Below are 21,259 nucleotides of genomic sequence, written 5' to 3'. Positions count from 1 at the left end.
TGGATGACGGGCAAGCGGACGGACATGGAAATGGAGGCGGACCTGCGCGCCATGCGCCGCTATGCCCGCGCCCTGTCGCGCGACCATGTCGCCGCTGACGATGTGGTGCAGGACGCCGTGATGCGCGCGATCGAACGGCGCGACCAGTTCCAACCCGATCGCAGCCGCCGCCGCTGGCTGCTGGCCATCGTCCACAATGTCTTCATCTCGGCGAAGCGGCGCGAGGCGGCGGAAACACGCCGCAATCTGGCCTTTGCCCAGATCCAGGTCGATCATGCCGATCCCGACCAGGAGGTGCGCGCCGACCTGATGCAGGTCGCCCGCGCCTTTGCCGACCTGCCCGACCATCAACGCGCCGTCATGCACCTGACCGTGGTCGAAGGGCTGAGCTATCAGGAAAGCGCCGACCTTCTGGGCATAGCGGTCGGCACGGTAATGTCGCGCCTTGCCCGTGCGCGGGCGACATTGCGACAGGACAGGGACAGGCAGCCGCGCGATCGGCTGCGCATCGTGGGAGGACAGGATGAGTGAGGATCCTTCGGAGATCGAACTGATGGCCTATGTCGACGGCCAGCTCGATCCCGGCCGACGCTTTGCGGTGGAAACCCGCCTGTCGCGCCGGCCCGACCTCGCCGCGCAGGTGATGGGCGACCTCAGCGCCCGCACCGGGCTGCGCCTGTTGGCGCAGGACCGCGCGCCCCTGCCCGAAGCCATGGCGGCACAGGTGAGCGCGCTCCACCCGCCGGCTGCGCGCCATCGTCGCTTTGCGATCGGCGCCGGCGGCAGCCTCGCCCTGCTGGCGGCAAGCTTCGTTGCCCTTCTCATGGTGCGCGACGGGCCGCCCGCCTATGTCGTCGATGCCGCCACCTCGCACCGCGTCGCCATGATCCGCGCCCGGATGCAGGGGCAGATCGAATCGCCCAGCTTCGACCCGCGCGAGATATTGGCCAGCACCCATATCGACATTCCCGGCCTGCCCGCCGACTGGCGCGTGACCGATGTCCAGCTCTTCCCCGGTGAACGCACACCCGCGCTGCTGATCGCGCTGCGCACGCCCGAAGGGCGCGACCTGTCCATCTATGCCATGCACCGGCGCACCGACGCCCCAGAGCGGCCGGATTCGGTGCGCGAGGGCGCCCAGTCGGTGGCCTATTGGCGGCGCGGCGACATGTCCTATGCGCTGACCGGCGAGGATGAACCGGCCGCGATCGACGCCACGGCGGAGTCGATCGCGGGCAGCTGGTCCTGACCGGCCGGTCCATAAGCACTGGATTTCCTTGCCAGTGGGATGCGGGCACGGCACACCCTGCGCTCCAGATCCGTTGAGAGGTTGCCCATGTCCGCTTTTCCCCGCCGATCGATCGCGCTTGCCGCTGCCCTTGCCCTCCTGCCGCTGGGCGCGGCCGTCGCCCAGCATGCCGGCCATGGCGCCGATCCGGTGGCAGCCGCCATCGGCGCGTCCAGCCGCACCCCGGCCAATGTCGCCCGCGACAAATATCGCCATCCGCAGGAAACACTCGCCTTCTTTGGCGTGACCCCGACCCAGACGGTGGTGGAATGGGCGCCGAGCGGCGGCTGGTACACGGAGATCCTGGCGCCGCTGCTGCGCGACAAGGGCAGCTTCTACGCGCTCCAGCCGACCGGCCGCTATCTTGACGGCTACAAGAAGTTCCTGGCCGAAAAGCCGCAGGCCTATGACAAGGTCAAGCTGGTCGCCTATCCCGAGGAAGCCGCCAGCATCCCGGCCAACAGCGTCGACACCGTGCTGACCTTCCGCAATGTCCACAACATGGTCATGGGCGGCAGCGAGGATGCGACCTTCAAGGCCTTTTTCGCCATGCTCAAGCCCGGCGGCACGCTGGGCATCGTCGACCATCGCCTGCCCGAAGATCGCGACACGGTGCTGGAAAAGAGCAGCGGCTATCTCAAGGTCTCGACCATCCGCCGCATCGCGGAAGGCGCGGGCTTCGAATATGTCGGCGCATCGGAAGTGAACGCCAATCCCAAGGACACGGCCGACTGGGAAAAGGGCGTCTGGACCCTGCCGCCCACGCTGCGTAACGGCGAAGTTGACAGGGCGAAATATGTTGCGATCGGCGAAAGCGACCGCATGACGCTGAAATTCCGCAAGCCGCTCAAGTAAGAAACCCGACCCAGCCCGGTTGCGCCATCGCGTAACCGGGTTAAGGAAGCGGCGTGTCCAGCGTCGCCGCCCCGTCCCGCCCGCATCGCCCGCTCTTTGCCATCGGCCTGCGCCTGGTCGCGGTCATCTGCCTGGCGGTGATGTTCGTGACCGGCCGGGTCGCCGACGTCCATGGCGTCCATCTGGTCGAAACCCTCTTCTATCGCCAGGCGCTTGCCCTGCCCGTGGTCTTCGCCTGGCTGGCGATGAGCAGCGGCATCGGCGCCATCCGCACCCGGCGTATCAGTGTCCATGCGACCCGCATGGTCATCGGCCTCACCGGCATGGCGCTCAATTTTCTGTCCTACATCCTGTTGCCGCCGGCCGAGGCGACGACGATCGGCTTCACCATGCCGATCTTCGGCACGATCCTGTCGGCGCTGATCCTGCGCGAACCCACCGGCATCCATCGCTGGGCTGCGGTCCTGATCGGCTTTCTGGGCGTCCTCATCATGGTCCGGCCCGAAGGCGGCCATTTTCCGCCGATGGGCGTCGCCGTCGCCATCACCGCCGCGCTGGTGACGGCCAGCGTCAGCCTCGTGCTGCGGGAACTGGGCCGCACCGAGAGCGCGGGGGTCGTCGTCTTCTGGTTCACCGCGCTATCGGTGCCGCCGCTCGGCATCGGCATGCTCTTCTATGGTCAGGCGCATGACGCGCAGACCTGGGGGCTGTTGCTGATGATCGGCCTGTTCGGCGGCATCGCGCAACTCTGCCTGACCGCCGCGCTGCGCTGGGCACCGGTGTCGGTGGTGCTGCCGATGGATTATAGCTCGATCCTGTGGACCACCCTGCTGGGCTGGGCAATCTGGGGCGACTGGCCGATGTGGACCACCTGGGTCGGCGCCGCACTGATCATCGCCAGCGGCCTCTATATCGCCTGGCGTGAACATCGCCACGCCAGGCGTATCGCGACGGCCTAGGCCAGCAGTTCCGCGTCCAGGCTGATATCGGCCTTCAGCAGTTTCGATACCGGGCATCCGGCCTTCGCCTTCGCCGCCAGTTCCTGGAAAGTCCCATCGTCGGCGCCGGGGATCTTCGCCTTCAGCGTCAGCTTGCTCGCGGTGATGGCAAAGCCGCCCTCCTGCTGCTCCAGCGTGACGACCGCGCTCGTTTCCATCTTTTCCGCCGTCAGTCCGGCTTCGCCCAGGATCAGCGACAATGCCATGGTGAAGCAGGAGGCATGGGCCGCCGCGATCAGTTCTTCCGGATTGCTGCCCGGCATGCCCTCGAACCGGGTGGCGAAGCCATAGGGATAGGCGTCGAGCGCGCCGCTCTGGGTCGAGATCGTGCCCTTGCCGTCCTTCAGGCCGCCGCTCCAGGCCGCCGAACCGCTGCGATTGATCTTCATGCCGATGCTCCTTGCTGTGAAGCGGAGGAACCCCAGCGGTTCCCCATGGTTGCATCAGAATAGAATGTTTTTGCAGGAGAGTGACAATGGCCGAGATGATGAGCGCGCATCGCCATGACCTGATCGCGTCCGACCGGGTCGAGGGCACCGCCGTCTACAACCGCCAGGGCGACAGGCTTGGCAAGATATCCCATTTCATGGTCGACAAGCGCAGCGGCCATGTGCGCTATGCGCTGCTGTCCTTCGGCGGTTTCCTGGGCATGGGCAATGAACATTATCCCCTGCCCTGGTCGATGCTGGCCTATGATATGGACAAGGGCGGCTATGTGATCGAACTGGCCAAGGAGGTGCTGGAACAGGCGCCCCACTATCTGGACGAGGACCGGCCGGCCTTCGACGATGCCTATGGCCGCAACGTCTACCAATATTATGGGCTGATCTACCCCTGGTAGCTTTTCCCTGCCCGTTCAGGGGCTTGATGCGGGCGCGCGGCCATGGGGTCGACGCGCCCGTTTATCTGCCATTCAGGTTGCCCAGATTCTGACACATTTCGGCGCTCGCCCATTGTCTACCAGATGAATAGTATTATTTTGGGAGGCTCAGAATATAGGACGAGGATAAGGATAATGGAGCGATTCGGACATTCGGGTGACGCGCGCCAGCCGGTCGTGCTGACCATCCCCGGCCTCAACAACAGCGGCCCGGATCATTGGCAGACATTGTGGGACAGCGGACGCGGCGATTGCCAGCGCGTCGACCTGGGCAGCTGGGCCAGCCCCAATCGCAATGCCTGGGCCACGCGGCTCGACGCTGCCATTCGTCAGGCCGATGGGCCGGTCATCCTGGCGGCGCACAGCCTGGGCTGCCTGGCCGTCGCCTGGTGGGGCGCCCTGCAAAGCCAGGCCTATGGCTGGCCGGTGACCGGCGCGCTGCTGGTGGCGCCGCCCGATTGCGACCGGATGGAAACGCCCGAGACGATCGGCGGATTCGGCCCGACACCGCGCACGCCCCTGCCCTTCCCGTCGATCCTAGTCGCAAGTCGGAACGACCCCTATATCTTCTTCGAACGCGCCCACAGCATCGGCAAGAATTGGGGCAGTCAGTTCGTCGATGCCGGCCATAGCGGCCATATCAACGCGGATTCGGGGCTGGGCGCCTGGGGCTTTGGCCAGGCGCTGCTGGAACGGCTGATCGACAATGCGCAGGAACAGGCGTCCGCCGTGCGCCAGATGCGCCCGGCCATGCCGATGGCGCGCCTCGATCGCCCGTCCGACGGGCTGCGCATGACCAGCTGATATCGGCCCCAGACATCGCCGGGGCGCGACAAGAGAATCTTGCGCGCCCCTTATATTTGCTTTTTTGTCTACTAATGCAGTTGAGTTAAAACGCGGCCAGAGGGATGAACATGACCGAACATAGAACCATCGAACTTCGCCACAGCCGCGCCGAAGGCCAGCGCCCCGACATCATCGCCAGCATCGACAAGGTGCGCGACGTGCTGGAAGGGCTGCGCTTCGGCTCCATCACATTGACCGTCCACGACGCCCGCGTCGTGCAGATCGACGTCACCGAAAAGACGCGCCTGACCGCCTGACCGATCAAGGAAGGGCAAGCGCATAGATCAGGGCATGTCGGGGATGGCATGCCGATGCGGCACTGGGGACGCCGCATCACCAGAAACGACCCCAGCACGGCTTTGACCGGACCACCGGAAACGCCGCGATCAAAACTCACCGGACCTCCGGAACCAAGGGGAAGAACATGATTGCGCGTTTTCTGTTGCTCGCCAGCGTGGCGAGCGCGTCATTTGTCACGCCTGCCGCCTTTGCGGCCGAAGCCGCCCAACCCGCTGCCGCCGATGACCAGCAGGCCAGCAGCCCGCGCGGCGACGTGATCGTCGTCACCGCCCGCCGCCGTCAGGAAACCGCGCAGGAAGTGCCCCTGGCCATTTCCGTGGTGAAGGGCGACAGCATCGAGGCGACCGGCAATTTCAACATCGTGAAGCTGCAGCAGCTCGCACCGACGCTACAGGTCTACACCACCAATCCCCGCAACACCTCGGTCAACATCCGCGGCCTTGGCGTGCCGTTCGGCCTCACCAGCGACGGCTTCGAACAGGGCGTCGGCATCTATGTCGACGATGTCTATAACAGCCGCGTCGCCGCCGCGACCTTCGACTTTCTCGACGTCAACCAGGTGGAAGTGCTGCGCGGCCCCCAGGGCACGCTCTATGGCAAGAACACCACGGCGGGCGCGATCAACATCACGACCAACCAGCCGACCTTCGACTTCGAGGGCCGCGCCGAACTAACGGTCGGCAACCTCAATTACAAGCAGGCGAAGGCCGCCGTCTCCGGCCCGCTGACCGACACGATCGCCGCCCGCATCGCCGTCGCCGCGACCAGCCGCCGCGGCACGCTCTACAATGTGACCAGCCAGCGCTGGATCAACGAGCAGGACAATCTGGGCATTCGCGGCCAGTTGCTGTTCCAGCCGACCGAGGATTTCAGCCTCACCTTGTCGGGCGACTATAGCAAGCAGGATCCCGAATGCTGCGGCACCACCTTCGTGCGCGTCGGCAAGACCCAGCGTCCGCTCAATCGCCAATATGATGCACTGGCCGCTGCCCAGGGCTATGTCGTGCCCAGCCGCAACCCCTATGACCGGCTGACGGACCTCGATTCCAACCTCAATGCCGGCAACAAGATCGGCGGCGTGTCGGCCAAGATCAAATGGGATGTCGGCCCCGGCACGCTGACCTCGGTCACCGCCTGGCGCTTCTGGGACTGGAAGCCGGAAAATGACCGCGACTTCACCGGCCTGTCGATCGTCTCCAAGTCGCAGAACCCATCGCAGCAGGACCAGTATAGCCAGGAATTCCGCTATAATTACGAAAGCAAGGACATCGACTTCGTCGTCGGTCTGTTCGGCTTCAAGCAGCGGATCGACACCCAGGGCACTGAACAGCAGGGCGAAGATGCGGCCCAGTGGAGCCTTGCCCCCTCGACCGACCCGACCAATCCCGCCAACATTCCGGCCACTCTGGCGGGCCTGACCGCCAGCAACACGCAATGGCTCAAGGCCGACAGCGCCGCCCTGTTCGGGCAGCTCAGCTGGAAGGTCACGGACGCCCTGACCATCCAGCCCGGCGTGCGCCTGAACTATGACAAGAAGTCCGGCTTCTACCAGCGTGTCGTCACCAATGCGCAGGGCCAGGCCATCAGTTGCACCACGGTTGCGGAGCCCGGCACCATCAAGGGGACGACGCAACAGTGCGGCGTCTATCAGCCGCAGGTCAGTTCCCCGTCCGACAGCGCCTGGAACTTCACCTATGACTTCAACGTCAATTACAAGATCGCGCCGGACGTGCTGGCCTATGCGACCTATGCGAAGAGCTTCAAGACGCTGGGCATCAACCAGAATGGCCTGCCGCTCAACGCCGACAACACGGTCAATTATGACGCCAGCACGGTGAAGCCGGAATCGGTCAATCATTATGAAATCGGCCTCAAGACCCAGTTCCTGGATCGCCGGGCGACCTTCAACCTCACCGCCTTCCGCACCGACATCAAGAATTTCCAGGCGACCGTGAATGGCGGCCAGTTCGGCACGGTGCGCGGCTATCTCGCCAATGCCGGCAAGGTCCGCTCGCAGGGGATCGAGGCGGATTTCAAGATCGTCGCCAGCGACCGCTTCACCGCCTATGCCAATGGCGCCTTCACCGACGCCAAGTACAAGAAGTTCGTCGACGCGCCCTGTCCGCCCGAATTGTCCGGCGGCACCTACCAGCCGTCGGGCGCCACCCCGGATTATTCGCAGCCCGGCGTCCCCGGCGCACTCAGCCCGCGCCAGTGCGACATTTCGGGGCAGAACCTGCCCGGCGTGTCGAAATGGGCCTTCTCCTACGGCGCGGAATATAACATCCCGGTCACGCTGCTGGCGAAGGACGGGCAGCTCTATCTGGGCGTCGACGGCAATTACCGTTCGCACTGGAACAGCAATGCTTCGCCATCCATCTACACCGAAGTGAAGGGCTATGCCCTGACCAACGTCCGCGCCGGCTTCCGCGGCGAAGGCTTCGATGTGTTCGGCTGGGTGCGCAACGCCTTCGACGTCAACTATATCGAAAATCTTCAGGTCGCGCCGGGCAATACCGGCCTGATCGCCGGCCAGGTCGGCGATCCGCAGACCTGGGGCGGCACGATCAAATTCTCCTTCTGATCCGATCGGACACGGACAGGACGGCCGGCCGGCGCGTGCATCATGCCGCGCCGGCCGGTCCGGCATTTGCACGCCGCCCCGCGCTGGGCTAGACCGCGCCCCATGTCCACGACCTTCACGCTCGACACCGCGACCAGCCGCGCCAATCCCACGCCCGCGCCGATGAAGCGGCTGACCGTGCCGCAGATCCAGCGCCGCAAGTTCGAGGGCAAGACCGACGAGCCGCTGGTGATGCTGACCGCCTATACCGCGCGCCAGGCGCAACTGCTCGATCCGCATTGCGACATGCTGCTGGTCGGCGATTCGCTGGCGCAGGTCATCTATGGCCTGCCCTCCACCCTGCCGGTCACGCTCGACATGATGATCGCCCATGGCGCCGCCGTGGTGCGCGGCAGCTATCACAGCGTCGTCCTGGTCGACATGCCCTTCGGCTCCTATGAGGCATCGCCGCAGCAGGCCTTTGCCAGTGCCAGCCGCGTCATGGCCGAAACCGGCTGCGCCGGCGTCAAGCTGGAAGGCGGCGAGGCGATGGCGGAGACGATCCGGTTCCTCACCCAGCGCGGTATCCCGGTGATGGCCCATATCGGCCTGACGCCGCAGGCGGTGAATGCGCTGGGCGGCTATGGCGCGCGCGGCAAGAGCCAGGAGGAACATGCCAAGATCCTGGGCGACGCCAAGGCCGTGGCCGCCGCAGGCGCCTTCGGCATGGTGGTCGAAGGGGTGATGGAGGAACTGGCCGACATCATCACCACCAGCGTCGACATACCCGTGATCGGCATCGGCGCATCGGCCCGTTGCGATGGCCAGGTGCTGGTGGCGGAGGACATGCTGGGCATGTTCGAACGCACCGCGCGCTTCGTGAAACGCTACGCCAACCTTGCCGAAACGATCAGCCAGGCGGCGGAAAGCTATGCCGCAGAGGTGCGCAATCGCAGCTTTCCGGGCGATGATCAGGTCTATCGGCCGAAAAAGTGATTTGCGAGTCCCTGCCACGCCGCTAATGATCCCGCCTTCCGGCTGCCCCTAATGACCATTTTTCGGAGATTCCCGTGGCCCTGACGCCGCAAAACAGCGAAGCCTTCATGCGCGAGGTCGATGACGCCGTCCGCCAGGACCAGCTCCTGACCTTCTGGCAGCGTTATGGCCGCGCCCTGGCCGTCCTGCTGATCGTCGGCCTCGCCGCCTTTGGCGGCTGGCTCTATTGGCAGCATTACAGCAAGACCCAGTCGGAAGCCGTGTCCGAACAGATGGACAAGATGCTGGCGACTGCGGTCGGCGGCGGCACGCCCGATGCCAAGGATGTCGATGCGCTGGCCAAGGCCAGCCAGCCCGGCTATCGCGCCTCCGCCCTGCTGGTTAAGGCCGGCCTCGCCGCGCGCAAGGGCGACAACAAGGCCGCGATCGAAGCCTATAAGGCAATGGCGGCGGACAGCTCGCTCGACCAGCCCTATCGCGACCTGGCCCTGATCCGTCAGACCACGATCGAATTCGATGCGCTCAAGCCGCAGCAGGTGGTCGACCGCCTCAAGCCCCTCGCCGTCGAGGGTGCGCCCTGGTTCGGCAGCGCTGGCGAATTGGTTGCCATCGCCTATATGAAGATGCGCAAGCCCGAACTGGCCGGCCCGATGTTCGCGGCCATGGCCAAGGACGAGAATGTGCCCCAGTCGATCCGTTCACGTGCGCGACAGATGGCGGGGCTATTGGGAATTGATGCGGTCGAAACACCCGCCGAACCGGTACAGGGATAAGCAAGCGCATGGCTAAGCACAGCATCACGAAATTCGGCCCGATGGGCCGTACTCTGACCACCGTCGCCCTGGTTGCGATGCTGGCGGGCTGCGGCGTGGTCGGCGGCAAGAAGGGCGGCCCTAAGACCCCGGTGGTCGGCAACCGCACCTCGATCCTGTCGAACGAGCAGGGGATCGAAGTCGATCCGACCCTGGCCGACGTGCCCGTCACCCTGCCCGAATCCTACGCCAATGACCAATGGTCGCAGCCGGGCGGCGATCCGTCCAAGGCGATGGGCCATCTGGCGCTGGGCGCAGCGCCGCAGCAGGCCTGGACCGCATCGATCGAAGGCAGCACGCCCCAGGCGCGCCTGGCCTCCGCCCCCGTCGTGTCCGGCGGCAAGCTGTTCGTGATCGACGCCGGCGCCCATGTCATCGCGATGGATGCCAACACCGGCCAGAAGCTGTGGCAGACCAGCCTTCCGGCCGAAGGCAATGGCCGCGCCCTGTTCGGCGGCGGCGTCAGCGTCCTGGGCGACAAGCTGTTCGCCAGCACCGGCGTCGGCGACGTCGTGTCGATGAACGTGGCCGATGGCTCGATCGGGTGGAAGGTCCATCCCGGCGGCCCGCTGCGCGGCGCCCCGACGCTGGAAAATGGCCATGTCTATGTGATGGGCCAGGACAACCAGATCTTCGCTCTCAACCAGAGCGACGGCGCGACCCAGTGGACCGACAGCGGCACGCTGCAGGTGACCGGCATTTTCGGCGTGGCCGCTCCGGCCGCCGCGCAGGGCACGGTGATCGCGGGCTATAGCTCGGGCGAAATCAACGCCTATCGCTATGAAAATGGCCGCACCCTGTGGGGCGATGCGCTCTCGCGCACCAGCATCTCCACCGCCGTTGCCTCGCTGACCGACATCGACGCCGATCCGGTGATCGACCGCGGCCGCGTCTTCGCGATCGGCCAGGGCGGCCGCATGGCCTCCTACGAACTTACCAGCGGCCAGCGCCTGTGGGAAATCAACATCGCCGGCATCTCCACCCCCTGGATCGCAGGTGAGTGGGTGTTTGCCGTCACCAGCGATGCCAAGCTGCTCTGCGTCGCCCGCGCGACCGGCAAGATCCGCTGGATCAGCCAGCTGCGCCGCTGGCAGAAGGAAAAGAAGAAGGACAAGGCGATCCGCTGGACCGGCCCGGTCCTTGCCGGTGGCCGCCTGATTCTGGTATCGACCCATGGCGATCTCAACTATGTCGATCCGGCGACCGGCACCATCCAGCAGGCAGTGGACATGAACAAGTCCATGTCGCTCTCGCCGGTGGTCGCCAACAACATGCTCTACATCCTTGCCGATGACGGCAAGCTGACGGCGCTGCGTTAAGGGCAGCGATAGAAAGGAAACGGGCCCACATCATGCTGCCCACAGTTGCCATTGTCGGGCGGCCCAATGTGGGCAAGTCCACCCTTTTCAACCGCCTGGTCGGCAAGAAGCTGGCGCTGGTCGATGACCAGCCCGGCGTCACCCGCGACCGGCGCGAGGGCGAGGCTCATCTTCTGGGCCTCGACTTCACCATCATCGACACCGCCGGCTATGAGGATGAAGATCCCCACAGCCTGCCTGGTCGCATGCGCATGCAGACCCAGGCCGCGGTCGAGAATTGCGACGTCGCCCTGTTCATGGTCGATGCCCGCGCCGGCATCACCCCGCTGGACGAGGAAATCGCCCGCTGGCTGCGCGAGGGCGATGCCCCGGTGATCCTGGTCGCCAACAAGGCCGAGGGCAAGGCGACCGAAGCCGGCGTCATGGAGGCCTTCATACTGGGCCTGGGCGAACCCATCCCCTTCTCCGCCGAACATGGCCAGGGCCTGGCCGACCTGTTCCAGGCGCTGCTGCCCTATCTCGAACGCGAGGATGGCGAGGAGCATGAGAAGGAATTTTACGAGGACGAGGAGAGCGCCCCGCTCAAGCTCGCCATCGTTGGCCGCCCCAATGCCGGCAAGTCGACCCTCATCAACCGACTGCTCGGCGAGAATCGCCTGCTGACCGGGCCGGAAGCCGGCATCACCCGCGACAGCATCGCCGTCGACTGGATGTGGACCAGCTATGAGGGCGAGGAACGCCCCGTTCGCCTGATCGACACCGCCGGCATGCGCAAGCGCGCCAAGGTGCAGGACAAGCTGGAAAAGCTCGCCGTGTCCGATGGCCTCAACGCCGTGAACTTCGCCGAAGTCGTGGTGCTGCTGCTCGATGCCACCCGCGGGCTGGAGGCGCAGGATCTGCGCATCGCCGACAAGGTGCTGGAGGAAGGCCGCGCCCTCATCGTCGCCCTCAACAAATGGGATACGGTGGAACATGGCTCGGCCCTGTATCAGGGCATCAAGCAGGCGCTGTTCGACGGCCTGGCGCAGGTCCGCGGCGTGCCGATCATGACCGTGTCGGCCGCCACCGGAAAGGGGCTCGATGACCTGATCAAGGTCGCGTTCGAAACCCGCACCGCCTGGTCGCAGCGTATTTCGACCGGCGTGCTCAACCGCTGGTTCGAAGCCGCGCTGGAGGCCAATCCGCCGCCGGCACCGGCCGGCAAGCGGATCAAGCTGCGCTACATCACGCAGAACAAGACGCGCCCGCCGACGTTCGTGCTGTTCGGCACGCGGCTTGACGAACTGCCCGAAAGCTATCGCCGCTATCTGGTGAACGGCATCCGCAAGGAACTGGGCTTCGGCGCCGTGCCGGTGCGCCTGACGCTGCGCAGCGCCAAGAACCCCTATGCCAAATGAGGCGGGCGGCCCCGATGCCGCCCCCTTTCATGTCGACGCCAGGGGCATGAAATGTCCCTGGCCCGTCCTGCGCGCCGCCCGAGCTATGCGTGACGCAGATCATGTGACGATCGATGCCGATGACGCTATCGCCCCGCGCGAGTTGGCGGCCCTGGCGCAGCAGCATGGATGGCAATTTTCCGCCCTTTCCCCGCAGCGTTTCGCACTCAGCAAGGTGCCGGCTTAACCGGCTGTTTACGCCCGCCGGCTAATCTCGCGAGCGTCAGGAAAGGAGTGCGCAGGTGCCCGAACACGCTACCGAACTGGTGGACTGGAACGATTTTGCTCGGACCCGCACGGAGCTGGGTACGGCCTTCATGCGCATTCTGGGCTATTTCCGCGAAGATGGTGAAAAGGCGATCGGCACCATCGAGCAGGCCTTTCGCGACCGCGATGCCGTCTCCCTCGTCCGTCCGGCCCATACGCTGAAGGGCGAATCAGCCCAGTTCGGCGCCCATCGGCTCAGCGCCATGGCCGAGGAGATCGAAATGGTCGCACGCCGCTGCGTCGAGTTTCGCGAGAGCCCGGACGAACTGATCGAGACCGTGGTGGCGCTGCGCCCCTGCTTTACCGAGACCATGGCCTTGCTCGATCGCGACGCCAATCCGCTGGTCGCGCGCCGTCCCACCTTCGGCCGCCGCGTCGAACCACAGGGCTTTGGTCGCGCCGGCTGATATTAGGTATTGAAATAAAACTGACCATGGCCCCATATGGCGGCCATGACCCGCTTTTCCGTCCTTGATCTCGTTCCTGTCCGCGAAGGCAGCGACGTGTCCGCCGCCCTTGCCGACGCTGCCGATCTGGCTGCCCATGTCGAAGCATTGGGCTATCACCGCCTCTGGGTGGCCGAACATCATGGCATGCCCGGCATCGCGTCGGCCGCCACGGCCGTCGTGCTCGCCCATATCGGTCAGGCGACGTCCTCCATCCGCATCGGCGCGGGCGGCATCATGCTGCCCAACCACGCGCCGCTGCTGATTGCCGAACAGTTCGGCACGCTGGACGCGCTGTTCCCCGGCCGCATCGACCTGGGCCTGGGCCGCGCCCCCGGTTCCGACCAGAAAGTGTCGCAGGCCATCCGCCGCAGCCTCAGCGGCGGGGCCGACCAGTTCCCCCGCGACGTACTCGAACTCCAGGCCTATTTCGCCGGCGACGATCGACTGGGCATTCAGGCCACGCCGGGCGAAGGCGCCAATGTCCCGCTCTGGATTCTCGGCTCCAGCCTCTACGGCGCACAACTGGCGGCCGCGCTCGGCCTGCCCTACGCCTTTGCCTCCCATTTCGCCCCGGCCGCGCTGGACGAGGCGCTGGCCATCTATCGCCGCGACTTCCGCCCCTCGGCCCAGCTTGACCGCCCCTATGCCATGGCCGGCTATAATATCTTCGCCGCCGACAGTGCGGCGGAGGCGGAACTGGTCGCCAGTTCGATGCAGCAGGCCTTCGTGCGGCTGCGCACTGGCCAGCCCGGCAAGCTGCAACCGCCACTGGCGGGCTATTATGACAGCCTGCCGATGCAGGCCCGCGCCATGCTGTCCGATGTCCTGAGCGCCTCCAGCATCGGCACCCAGGCGGATGTCGAGCGCGACCTGGCCGCCTTCATCGACCGCACCGGCGTGGACGAGGTGATCATCGCCGCCCAGATCTTCGATCCGGCGGCGCGCAAGCGCAGCTATGAAATCGCCATGGCAGCGGCGCAGGCGATCGCCGCCCGCGAACTGGCCTGATGCCTCAGGTGGCGGCCAGCCGGCCGCCACTCATCAGCCCGGCCATGGTTGGCGACAGGCGCTGCATCAGGTTGCCGATCAGGATCACCACCGCCAGCACCAGGAAGGGCTGGGCGATCAGATAGAGCGGATAGAGCGGCGATCCGAGCGGACCGAACAATTGCCCCAGTAGCGGCCCGCCCAGCCAGATCAGGATCAGATGGGCGCAGAAGAGGAAGAAGGCATAGGGCTCGACCCGCATCAGCAGGCCGCGCGCCGGGCTTTCCGCCAGTGCCCAGGCCAGCCGCCAGAAGCAGAGCGACGCCGCCATGCGCACCGCCATGTCGAGGCTCGCCAGCGTCAGCGGCGCCAGCCCCGCCCCGCCCTTGAGCGAGACATAGAGCTGCGCGCCCATCAGCAGACCAAAGGGCAAGGAAGCTGCCAGCATCGGCACCGCCGCGGCCCGGTCCGCCCAGCCCTCGCGCCGGGCCAATATGCCGATGGTGAAGAAGAAGAGGATCGACGGGCGCATCAGTACCGGCGGCCCGAGCCCCGCAATCTGACATGACAGCGCTGCCAGCGCGACCGCCATCAGCATCCAGTTGGGCAACCGCACCAGCAAGGGCGCGGCCACCATGCACAGGAACAGGTCGCGCAGGAACGGCATCTGGACATTGATGTCCGGATTGCGGTTGATGATGAACAATTCCTCGGCGATCCAGCCGCCCGACTGCGGCACCGGCGCCGACAGGCCCAGCAGCCAGGCCGCGCCCGACACGAGCAGGACCGCCACCGCATTCCACAACAGCATCGGCAGCAGGATCGTCCGCGCCTTGCGCCCGACATGATCGAGCCAGTTGCGCGTGCGCGCCGACCCGCCGACCAGCCAGCCGGAGATCAGGCCCAGCAGCGGCACCGCGCTACGGCCGAAAATCTCCATCAGCACCCAGCGCAACCCTTCCTGCGGGGAGCCACGCAGCAATTCGAGATCCTGGCCATTCCGTCCGGTCCAGGCATGGACATAGACGACACCCAGAATGCAGATCACACGCGCAATCGCGATCGCGTCGGAACGGCGCGTCGCATTGGCCAAGACGATATCGGGCAAGCAAAAATCCTGATTGTGGCAGGTTTCCAATGCCCGAAACCCGCTCCTGTTCCCCCTCCCCCGCGACGGAGCGAGCCGGAAGCGGGATCATGGGACGCATCAGCGCGGATTTCCGCGCTCCACGGGCCGTTCCGCAATGGGCATTTCGGCCCGTGGGTAATCCAATATTTACCTCCCCCCGATAGCAATCTGGTCGATTGCCGGACGCGTGCCGGCTGCGGGGGACAATAGAGGCTCATGACCCAGATGCCGGGCGCACATCAATTTTCGCACGACACGGGCGCTGCCGCATCGTCTGCCGGCCTGCACCAGGCGCTGGGCATGGTGTTCCAGATAGCCGGGTCGAGTTCGAAGATCCTGGTCGATCCCAACAGCCTCGCGGCGCTGGCCCATGATCCCGACACCTGCCTCGCCATGGCCGGCCAGGTCGGCAGCCAGGTGAAGATGCGGGTCGGCGATCGCTGGCTGATCGCCAATATCCGGTCGCTGATGCTCGACCGGCGCGATGGCGGAGCGATCATCGCCGATATCGATTTTCTGGGCGAAGGCGATGAGGAAAAGCTGACTGGCCGCATCTACGGCTTCCGGCGCGGCGTCACCCGCTATCCCACGCCCGGCACCGACATCTATCCGGTGTCCAGCTATGACATGCAGCAAATCTATGCCGCCGACGACCGGCCGCATGTCCAGATCGGCACGGTCTATCCCACGATGGACACGCGCGCGGCGCTCTATGTCGATTCGATGCTGGGCAAGCATTTTGCGCTGCTCGGCTCCACCGGCACCGGCAAGTCGACCAGCGCGGCGCTGATCCTGCACCGCATCTGCGACCTGTCGCCCCAGGGCCATATCGTCATGATCGACCCGCATGGCGAATATGGCGCGGCCTTCCAGCAGAATGGCGCAGTGTTCGACGTGAACAACCTCGCCCTGCCCTATTGGCTGATGAATTTCGAGGAACATTGCGAGGTGTTCGTCACCTCCGAAGGCGCCGAACGCACCCAGGATTGCGACATCCTCGCCAAATGCCTGCTCGCCGCGCGGATGAAGAACCGCCTGGCCGAAAGCATCGGCCGCCTGACCGTGGATTCGCCCGTCCCCTATCTGCTGTCCGATCTCACCGCGATCCTGCAGAACGAGATGGGCAAGCTCGACAAGGGCACCGGATCGCTCCCCTATCTGCGCCTCAAGTCCAAGGTCGACGAGATCAAGGGCGACCCGCGCTATTCCTTCATGTTCTCCGGCATGCTGGTGGCCGATTCGATGCAAGCCTTCCTCGCGAAGGTCTTCCGCCTGCCTTCGGGCGGCAAGCCGATCTCGATCATCGACGTGTCCTCCATGCCCTCCGACATCACCTCAGTGGTGGTCTCGGTGCTGTCCCGACTGGTGTTCGACTATGCGCTATGGGCACGCGACGAACCGCAACGGCCGATCCTGCTCGTATGCGAGGAAGCCCATCGCTACATTCCCGCCAGCACCGCCGGCGGCGGTCAGGCGGTGCGCCGCATCCTGGAACGGATCGCCAAGGAAGGCCGTAAATATGGCGTGTCACTGGGCCTCATCACCCAGCGTCCGTCGGATCTGGCCGAGGGCGTGCTGTCGCAGTGCGGCACCATCATCTCGATGCGCCTCAACAACGACCGCGACCAGGCCTTCGTGAAGGCGGCCATGCCCGAAGGTGCGCGCGGTTTCCTTGATTCGATTCCTGCCCTGCGCAACCGCGAGGCGATCATCTGCGGCGAAGGTGTCGCCGTGCCGATCCGCGTCGCGCTCGACAATCTGGAAGAAGCGCGGCGCCCGGCTTCCGGCGATCCCAGCTTCACCCAGCTCTGGCGCCAGGCCGGCGGCGAGGACGACATCCTCACCCGCACCATCACCCGCTGGCGCAACCAGGGCCGCTGAGCGGCGTATCGGCCTCAGCCGGTCGGCGCGATCCGACCGGCCGGCTCGGTCTCGCTATGCACCGCCTCGCGGCATTCCTCTTCATGCATCGGCACCATCAGCTTGGCCTTGCGCCAGCCGCCCTGCCAATAGACCAGAGCCGCGAGCGTCAGTGACACGGCCGACCCCACCGGGAAGCTCAGCCACAGCGCATCCACGCCGATCCGGGGATAGGTGAGATAATAGAAGCCCAGGCGCACCGCGAAGAGGGTGAAGACCAGGATCAGCAGCGGCGCCACCACCACGCCATTGGCGCGCATCACCCCGAACAGGATCATGGTGCAGCCGAACAGCATGAAGCTCCAACTCGCCAGCAACTGCATGTTCCAGGCCGCATCGATCACCGCCTGGTTATGGCTCAGGAACAGCGCCAGCAGCGCTTCGTGGAAGATCAGGATGACGACCACCATCGCGCCGGTGATCGCCAGCAGATAGGATATGCCATAGCCGGTGATCCGACTGATCCGGTCCCACCGACCCGCGCCGATATTCTGCGCCGCCATGGCGCTGACCGCCGCGCCCATAGCCATCGCCGGCATCTGCAGGTAAGTCCAGATCTGCTGCGCCGCGCCATAGGCCGCCGTCACCAGAAACCCCTCGCGATTGACCAGGCCGATCATCACCAGGCCGGACGTCGACATGACGATCATCTGCAGGCCCATCGGGAGGCCCTTGGTCGACAACACGCGCATCTCGTCCATCGCGGGCTTGAGATAGCCAAGCTCCGCGCCGCGAAGCCGCAACGGCAGATCCTTGGCATAGGTATAGATGACCAGCGCGATCAGGCTGACGAAGCCCGCCGCCGCCGTTGCCGCCGCCGAACCGCCAATCCCCATCGCCGGGATCGGCCCCAGCCCCAGGATCAGCACCGGATTGAGCACCAGGTCGGTCGCCACTGACAGGATCATGAAAATCAGCGGCGTGCGCGCGTCACCGGTGCCGCGCAGCCCCATCATCATCATGACGCTCAGCAGCGAGGCCGGCATCGCGACGAAGATGACGCGCAAATAGGTCAGTGCCATGTCGAACGCTTCGGGCGGGGTCGCCAGCAGATGGAGCAGCGCCGGCCCGCCGAACCAGCCCGCCACCGCGACGCCCATGGCCAGCAGGAAGCAGAAGCCGACCGCCGAGCCGAAGGCGCGCCGCGCCGCATCCATGTCGCGCGCTCCGACCGCCTGCGCGATCATCACCGTCGACGCCATGCCGAAGCCGAACACGACGGAGAACATCAGGAACATGATGATATTGGCGTTCGCCGTCGCGGCGAGCGCCTGTGGCCCCAGGAAGCGGCCGACCCAGATCGCGTTGATCGATCCGTTCAGCGACTGGAGGATATTGGACGCTAGCGTCGGGATGGCGAATGTCAGCAAGGTGGAGGCGATCGGCCCCTGTGTCAGGTCCCGCGCCCCTTGTGCCCCTGCTGCCATTCGCCCTTACCCCTTATCCCCGATTGCGGCGCAGGCTAGGCGGCTCAGCCCAACCGGTCCAGTGCCGCCTTCAGCCTTTCCGCCTCGGCGGTCTTTTCGGCATGATCCTCGCGCGCCTTGGCCACGGCCTCGGGCTTGGCCTTCTCGACAAAGGCCGGGTTGGACAGGCGACCGCCCAGCGAATCCCGTTCCTTGGCCGCTGCCGTCAGCGCCTTTTCGAGGCGGGTCTTTTCCGCCGCGATATCGATCACGCCTTCCAGCGGCAGGATGAAGGTCGCCTCGTCGACGACGATCTGCGCCGCGCCGCCGGCGACATCCTCGCCAAAGGCCAGGCTCTCGATCCGGCCAAGGCGCGCCAGCGCCGCACCCTGGCGATCCAGGCGGCCACGCGTCGTTTCCGACGCGTCACGCACGACCATGCGCAGCTTGGCGCCCGGCGGCACGTTGAGTTCGGTCCGCGCGGTGCGGATCGCGCTCACCAGACGGATCAGCCAGTCGATCTCGCCCTGTGCGTCGGTGTCGACCTCATAAAGGGCGACCGGCCACTCGGCCACGATCAGTTCCTGCGCGCGCTGCCCGGTCAGCTGCCACAGCTCTTCAGTGATGAAGGGCATGAAGGGGTGCAGCATGACCAGGATCTGGTCGAACGCCCAGCCGGCAACGGCCTTCGTCTCGTCGTCCATCGAACCCTTGGTCAGTTCGATATACCAGTCGCAATACTGGTCCCAGACGAAGTGATAGATGGCGTTGGCGCCGGCGTCGAAGCGCAGTTCGGCCATGGCGGTATCGATCGCCTGCACCGTCGCCACCGTTTCGGCGATGATCCAGCGATTGACCGGCAGCGCGGCGTGCGGCGCTTCGCGGCTGGTCGAGGCGGTGACGCCATTGGCCTGCAGGAAGCGCGCCGCGTTCCACAGCTTGGTCGCGAAGTTGCGATAACCCTCGACCCGCTTCTCATCCATCTTCACGTCGCGGCCCTGGCTTTCCATCGCCGCCATGAAGAAGCGCAGCGCGTCCGCGCCGAACTTGTCGATCAGGCCCAGCGGATCGACCACATTGCCCTTGGACTTGGACATTTTCTGCCCATCGGCCGCACGCACCAGGCCATGGAGATAGAGCTTCTTCCACGGCACATCGCCCATGAACTCCATCCCCTGCATCGCCATGCGCGCATCCCAGAAGAACAGGATGTCGAAGCCGGAGATCAGCAGGTCATTGGGATAATGGCGGCTGAGCGTCTCGCTCTGTTCCGGCCAGCCCATCGTGCCGAACGGCCACAAGGCGGACGAGAACCAGGTGTCGAGCACGTCGGGATCGCGCACCAGCTTCTTGTTGCCGGCCTGCGACTGCGCCTCTTCCTCGGTTTCGGCGACATAGGCATTGCCCTCGTCATCGAACCAGGCCGGGATCTGGTGGCCCCACCACAGCTGGCGCGACACGCACCAGGGCTGGATATTCTCCATCCAGTTGAAGAAGGTCTTTTCCCAGCTCTTGGGGACGATCTCGATCCGGCCGTCGCGCACCGCCTGCATCGGCGCCACCGCCAGCTTTCCGGCGTCGACATACCATTGATCGGTCAGCCAGGGTTCGATCACCACGCCAGAACGGTCGCCATAGGGGGTCTGGATCGTGCGCGGCTCGAAATCGGCGGCGACCTCCTCGCCTTCCTTGTTCTTGGTGACGTGCGGAACCAGCAGGCCCAGCGCCTTCATCTCGGCGACGACGATCTCGCGCGCGCCGTCCACGCCGTCCTTCTTGAAGCGGTGCAGCCCCAGGAAGCGATCGGGGATCAGGCCATCGGCGGTCTGCACGACATTGGCGTCGGCATCGAACATGTTGAGCATGTCCGCGGCCTTCATGCCCGCGCGCTTGCCGACCTCGAAATCGTTGAAGTCATGGCCCGGCGTGATCTTGACCGCGCCCGAACCCAGCTCCGGATCGGCATGTTCGTCGGCGACCACCTTGAAGCGGCGGCCGGTGATCGGCTGCAGGATTTCCTTGCCGATGACCGCCTGATAGCGGGCATCGTCGGGATGCACGGCGATCGCCATGTCGGCCAGCATGGTTTCCGGGCGGGTGGTGGCGACGACGATATGGTCGCTGCCATCGGCCAGGGTCACGCCGTCGGCCAGCGGATAGCGGAAGCGCCAGAAGCCGCCCTGCGTTTCCTTGGTCTCGACCTCCAGGTCGGAAATGGCCGAGCGGAAATGCGGGTCCCAGTTGACCAGACGCTTGTCGCGATAGAGCAGGCCGCGCTGGTGCAGTTCCACGAACACCTTGATGACGGCCTTGGAAAAGCCCTCGTCCATGGTGAAGCGCTCATTGGCCCAGTCCATCGAACAGCCCAGACGGCGCAGCTGGCTGGTGATCGCGCCGCCGCTTTCCGCCTTCCATTCCCACACCTTGGCGACGAAATCGTCGCGGCTGAAATCGGTGCGCTTCTGCCCAGCCGCGTTCAGCTGCCGCTCGACCACCATCTGGGTCGCGATGCCGGCATGGTCGGTGCCGACTACCCACAGCGCATCCTTGCCGCGCAGCCGCTCATAGCGCACGACGATGTCCTGCAGCGTATTGTCGAGCGCATGGCCGACATGCAGGCTGCCGGTCACGTTCGGCGGCGGATTGACGATGGTGAAGGGTTCGGCGCCCGGACGGTCCGGACGGAACAGGCCATTGGCCTCCCAATGCTGGTACCAGCGGGTCTCGATGGCGGCGGGGTCGAATGTTTTGGGCAGTTCGGTCATGATCGCGCTTTAACGCCTGCCGCACGACACGCAAGGCATGGCG

20 protein-coding genes are annotated in these 21,259 nt (G+C 65.5%); 16 read left to right on the top strand and 4 right to left on the bottom strand.

The genetic code is table 11. From position 1 onward, the window contains the following. The first annotated feature begins 3 nt into the window (after positions 1-3). The 4 genes from U0025_RS01490 (at position 4) to U0025_RS01475 (ending at position 3,102) form a co-directional block, all read left to right on the top strand. The gene (locus U0025_RS01490) at positions 4-531 is read left to right on the top strand and encodes a sigma-70 family RNA polymerase sigma factor (RefSeq protein WP_037492041.1); all 528 of its coding nucleotides are present in this window, start codon (positions 4-6) and stop codon (positions 529-531) included. Beyond that, the gene (locus U0025_RS01485) at positions 524-1,249 is read left to right on the top strand and encodes an anti-sigma factor family protein (RefSeq protein WP_004210748.1); all 726 of its coding nucleotides are present in this window, start codon (positions 524-526) and stop codon (positions 1,247-1,249) included. The genes U0025_RS01490 and U0025_RS01485 overlap by 8 nt, the downstream gene beginning before the upstream one ends. 87 nt (positions 1,250-1,336) lie before the next feature. Next, the gene (locus U0025_RS01480; protein ID WP_004210747.1) at positions 1,337-2,143 is read left to right on the top strand and encodes a class I SAM-dependent methyltransferase; all 807 of its coding nucleotides are present in this window, start codon (positions 1,337-1,339) and stop codon (positions 2,141-2,143) included. 53 nt (positions 2,144-2,196) lie between these two features. Continuing rightward, a complete protein-coding gene (locus U0025_RS01475; RefSeq protein WP_004210745.1) occupies positions 2,197-3,102 on the top strand; it encodes a DMT family transporter in 906 nt (301 codons plus the stop codon). Here U0025_RS01475 and U0025_RS01470 read toward each other — a convergent pair. Further along, positions 3,099-3,530 carry an OsmC family protein gene (locus tag U0025_RS01470; RefSeq protein ID WP_004210744.1) on the bottom strand — a complete coding sequence of 144 codons (432 nt, stop codon included), beginning with the start codon at positions 3,528-3,530 and terminating at the stop codon, positions 3,099-3,101. The genes U0025_RS01475 and U0025_RS01470 overlap by 4 nt on opposite strands. A gap of 86 nt (positions 3,531-3,616) precedes the next feature. Here U0025_RS01470 and U0025_RS01465 point away from each other — a divergent pair, with 86 nt between their 5' ends. From U0025_RS01465 to U0025_RS01415, 11 genes are all read left to right on the top strand, one after another. After that, entirely contained in the window at positions 3,617-3,982 is a 366-nt protein-coding gene (locus U0025_RS01465) for a PRC-barrel domain-containing protein (RefSeq protein WP_004210742.1), read from the top strand. A 174-nt stretch (positions 3,983-4,156) separates the two neighbouring features. Further along, positions 4,157-4,825 carry an RBBP9/YdeN family alpha/beta hydrolase gene (locus tag U0025_RS01460; protein WP_004210740.1) on the top strand — a complete coding sequence of 223 codons (669 nt, stop codon included), beginning with the start codon at positions 4,157-4,159 and terminating at the stop codon, positions 4,823-4,825. A gap of 110 nt (positions 4,826-4,935) precedes the next feature. Continuing rightward, positions 4,936-5,124, top strand: coding sequence for a YezD family protein (locus U0025_RS01455; protein WP_004210739.1), 189 nt, complete (start codon positions 4,936-4,938; stop codon positions 5,122-5,124). Positions 5,125-5,291: 167 nt separating this feature from the next. Then, a complete protein-coding gene (locus tag U0025_RS01450) occupies positions 5,292-7,751 on the top strand; it encodes a TonB-dependent receptor (protein WP_004210737.1) in 2,460 nt (819 codons plus the stop codon). Between the two features lie 102 nt (positions 7,752-7,853). Then, positions 7,854-8,726, top strand: a complete 873-nt coding sequence (gene panB / locus U0025_RS01445; RefSeq protein WP_004210735.1) for a 3-methyl-2-oxobutanoate hydroxymethyltransferase — start codon at positions 7,854-7,856, stop codon at positions 8,724-8,726. A gap of 74 nt (positions 8,727-8,800) precedes the next feature. Continuing rightward, positions 8,801-9,499, top strand: a complete 699-nt coding sequence (locus U0025_RS01440) for a tetratricopeptide repeat protein (protein ID WP_004210734.1) — start codon at positions 8,801-8,803, stop codon at positions 9,497-9,499. Between the two features lie 8 nt (positions 9,500-9,507). Further along, complete coding sequence (locus U0025_RS01435) at positions 9,508-10,857, top strand: outer membrane protein assembly factor BamB family protein (RefSeq protein ID WP_004210733.1); 1,350 nt, start codon at positions 9,508-9,510, stop codon at positions 10,855-10,857. Between the two features lie 32 nt (positions 10,858-10,889). Further along, complete coding sequence (gene der, locus U0025_RS01430; RefSeq protein ID WP_004210731.1) at positions 10,890-12,254, top strand: ribosome biogenesis GTPase Der; 1,365 nt, start codon at positions 10,890-10,892, stop codon at positions 12,252-12,254. Further along, positions 12,244-12,480: a sulfurtransferase TusA family protein gene (locus tag U0025_RS01425; protein ID WP_026109037.1), complete on the top strand. Its 237-nt coding sequence runs from the start codon at positions 12,244-12,246 to the stop codon at positions 12,478-12,480. Before der ends, U0025_RS01425 begins: the two co-directional genes overlap by 11 nt. A 55-nt stretch (positions 12,481-12,535) precedes the next feature. Beyond that, positions 12,536-12,967, top strand: a complete 432-nt coding sequence (locus U0025_RS01420; protein WP_004210730.1) for an Hpt domain-containing protein — start codon at positions 12,536-12,538, stop codon at positions 12,965-12,967. 45 nt (positions 12,968-13,012) lie between these two features. Further along, complete coding sequence (locus U0025_RS01415) at positions 13,013-14,017, top strand: LLM class flavin-dependent oxidoreductase (protein WP_026109036.1); 1,005 nt, start codon at positions 13,013-13,015, stop codon at positions 14,015-14,017. Positions 14,018-14,021: 4 nt separating this feature from the next. On the opposite strand, the gene U0025_RS01410 is transcribed toward U0025_RS01415, so the two are convergent. Further along, positions 14,022-15,104 (bottom strand): acyltransferase family protein, encoded by a 1,083-nt coding sequence (locus U0025_RS01410; protein WP_004210725.1) that lies wholly within the window; start codon positions 15,102-15,104, stop codon positions 14,022-14,024. A 237-nt stretch (positions 15,105-15,341) separates the two neighbouring features. Here U0025_RS01410 and U0025_RS01405 point away from each other — a divergent pair, with 237 nt between their 5' ends. Then, positions 15,342-17,006 (top strand): ATP-binding protein, encoded by a 1,665-nt coding sequence (locus tag U0025_RS01405; protein WP_037491025.1) that lies wholly within the window; start codon positions 15,342-15,344, stop codon positions 17,004-17,006. Positions 17,007-17,020: 14 nt separating this feature from the next. On the opposite strand, the gene U0025_RS01400 is transcribed toward U0025_RS01405, so the two are convergent. Next, a complete protein-coding gene (locus tag U0025_RS01400; protein ID WP_004210721.1) occupies positions 17,021-18,472 on the bottom strand; it encodes an MATE family efflux transporter in 1,452 nt (483 codons plus the stop codon). A gap of 44 nt (positions 18,473-18,516) precedes the next feature. Then, the gene (locus U0025_RS01395; RefSeq protein ID WP_004210720.1) at positions 18,517-21,216 is read right to left on the bottom strand and encodes a valine--tRNA ligase; all 2,700 of its coding nucleotides are present in this window, start codon (positions 21,214-21,216) and stop codon (positions 18,517-18,519) included. Positions 21,217-21,259: the final 43 nt, after the last annotated feature.

It is taken from the genome of Sphingobium yanoikuyae (assembly GCF_034424525.1).
GTDB classification, from domain to species: Bacteria; Pseudomonadota; Alphaproteobacteria; order Sphingomonadales; family Sphingomonadaceae; genus Sphingobium; species Sphingobium yanoikuyae.
The sequence above is the reverse complement of the archived record's forward strand: the minus strand, read 5'-3'. Positions and strand labels throughout refer to the sequence as shown.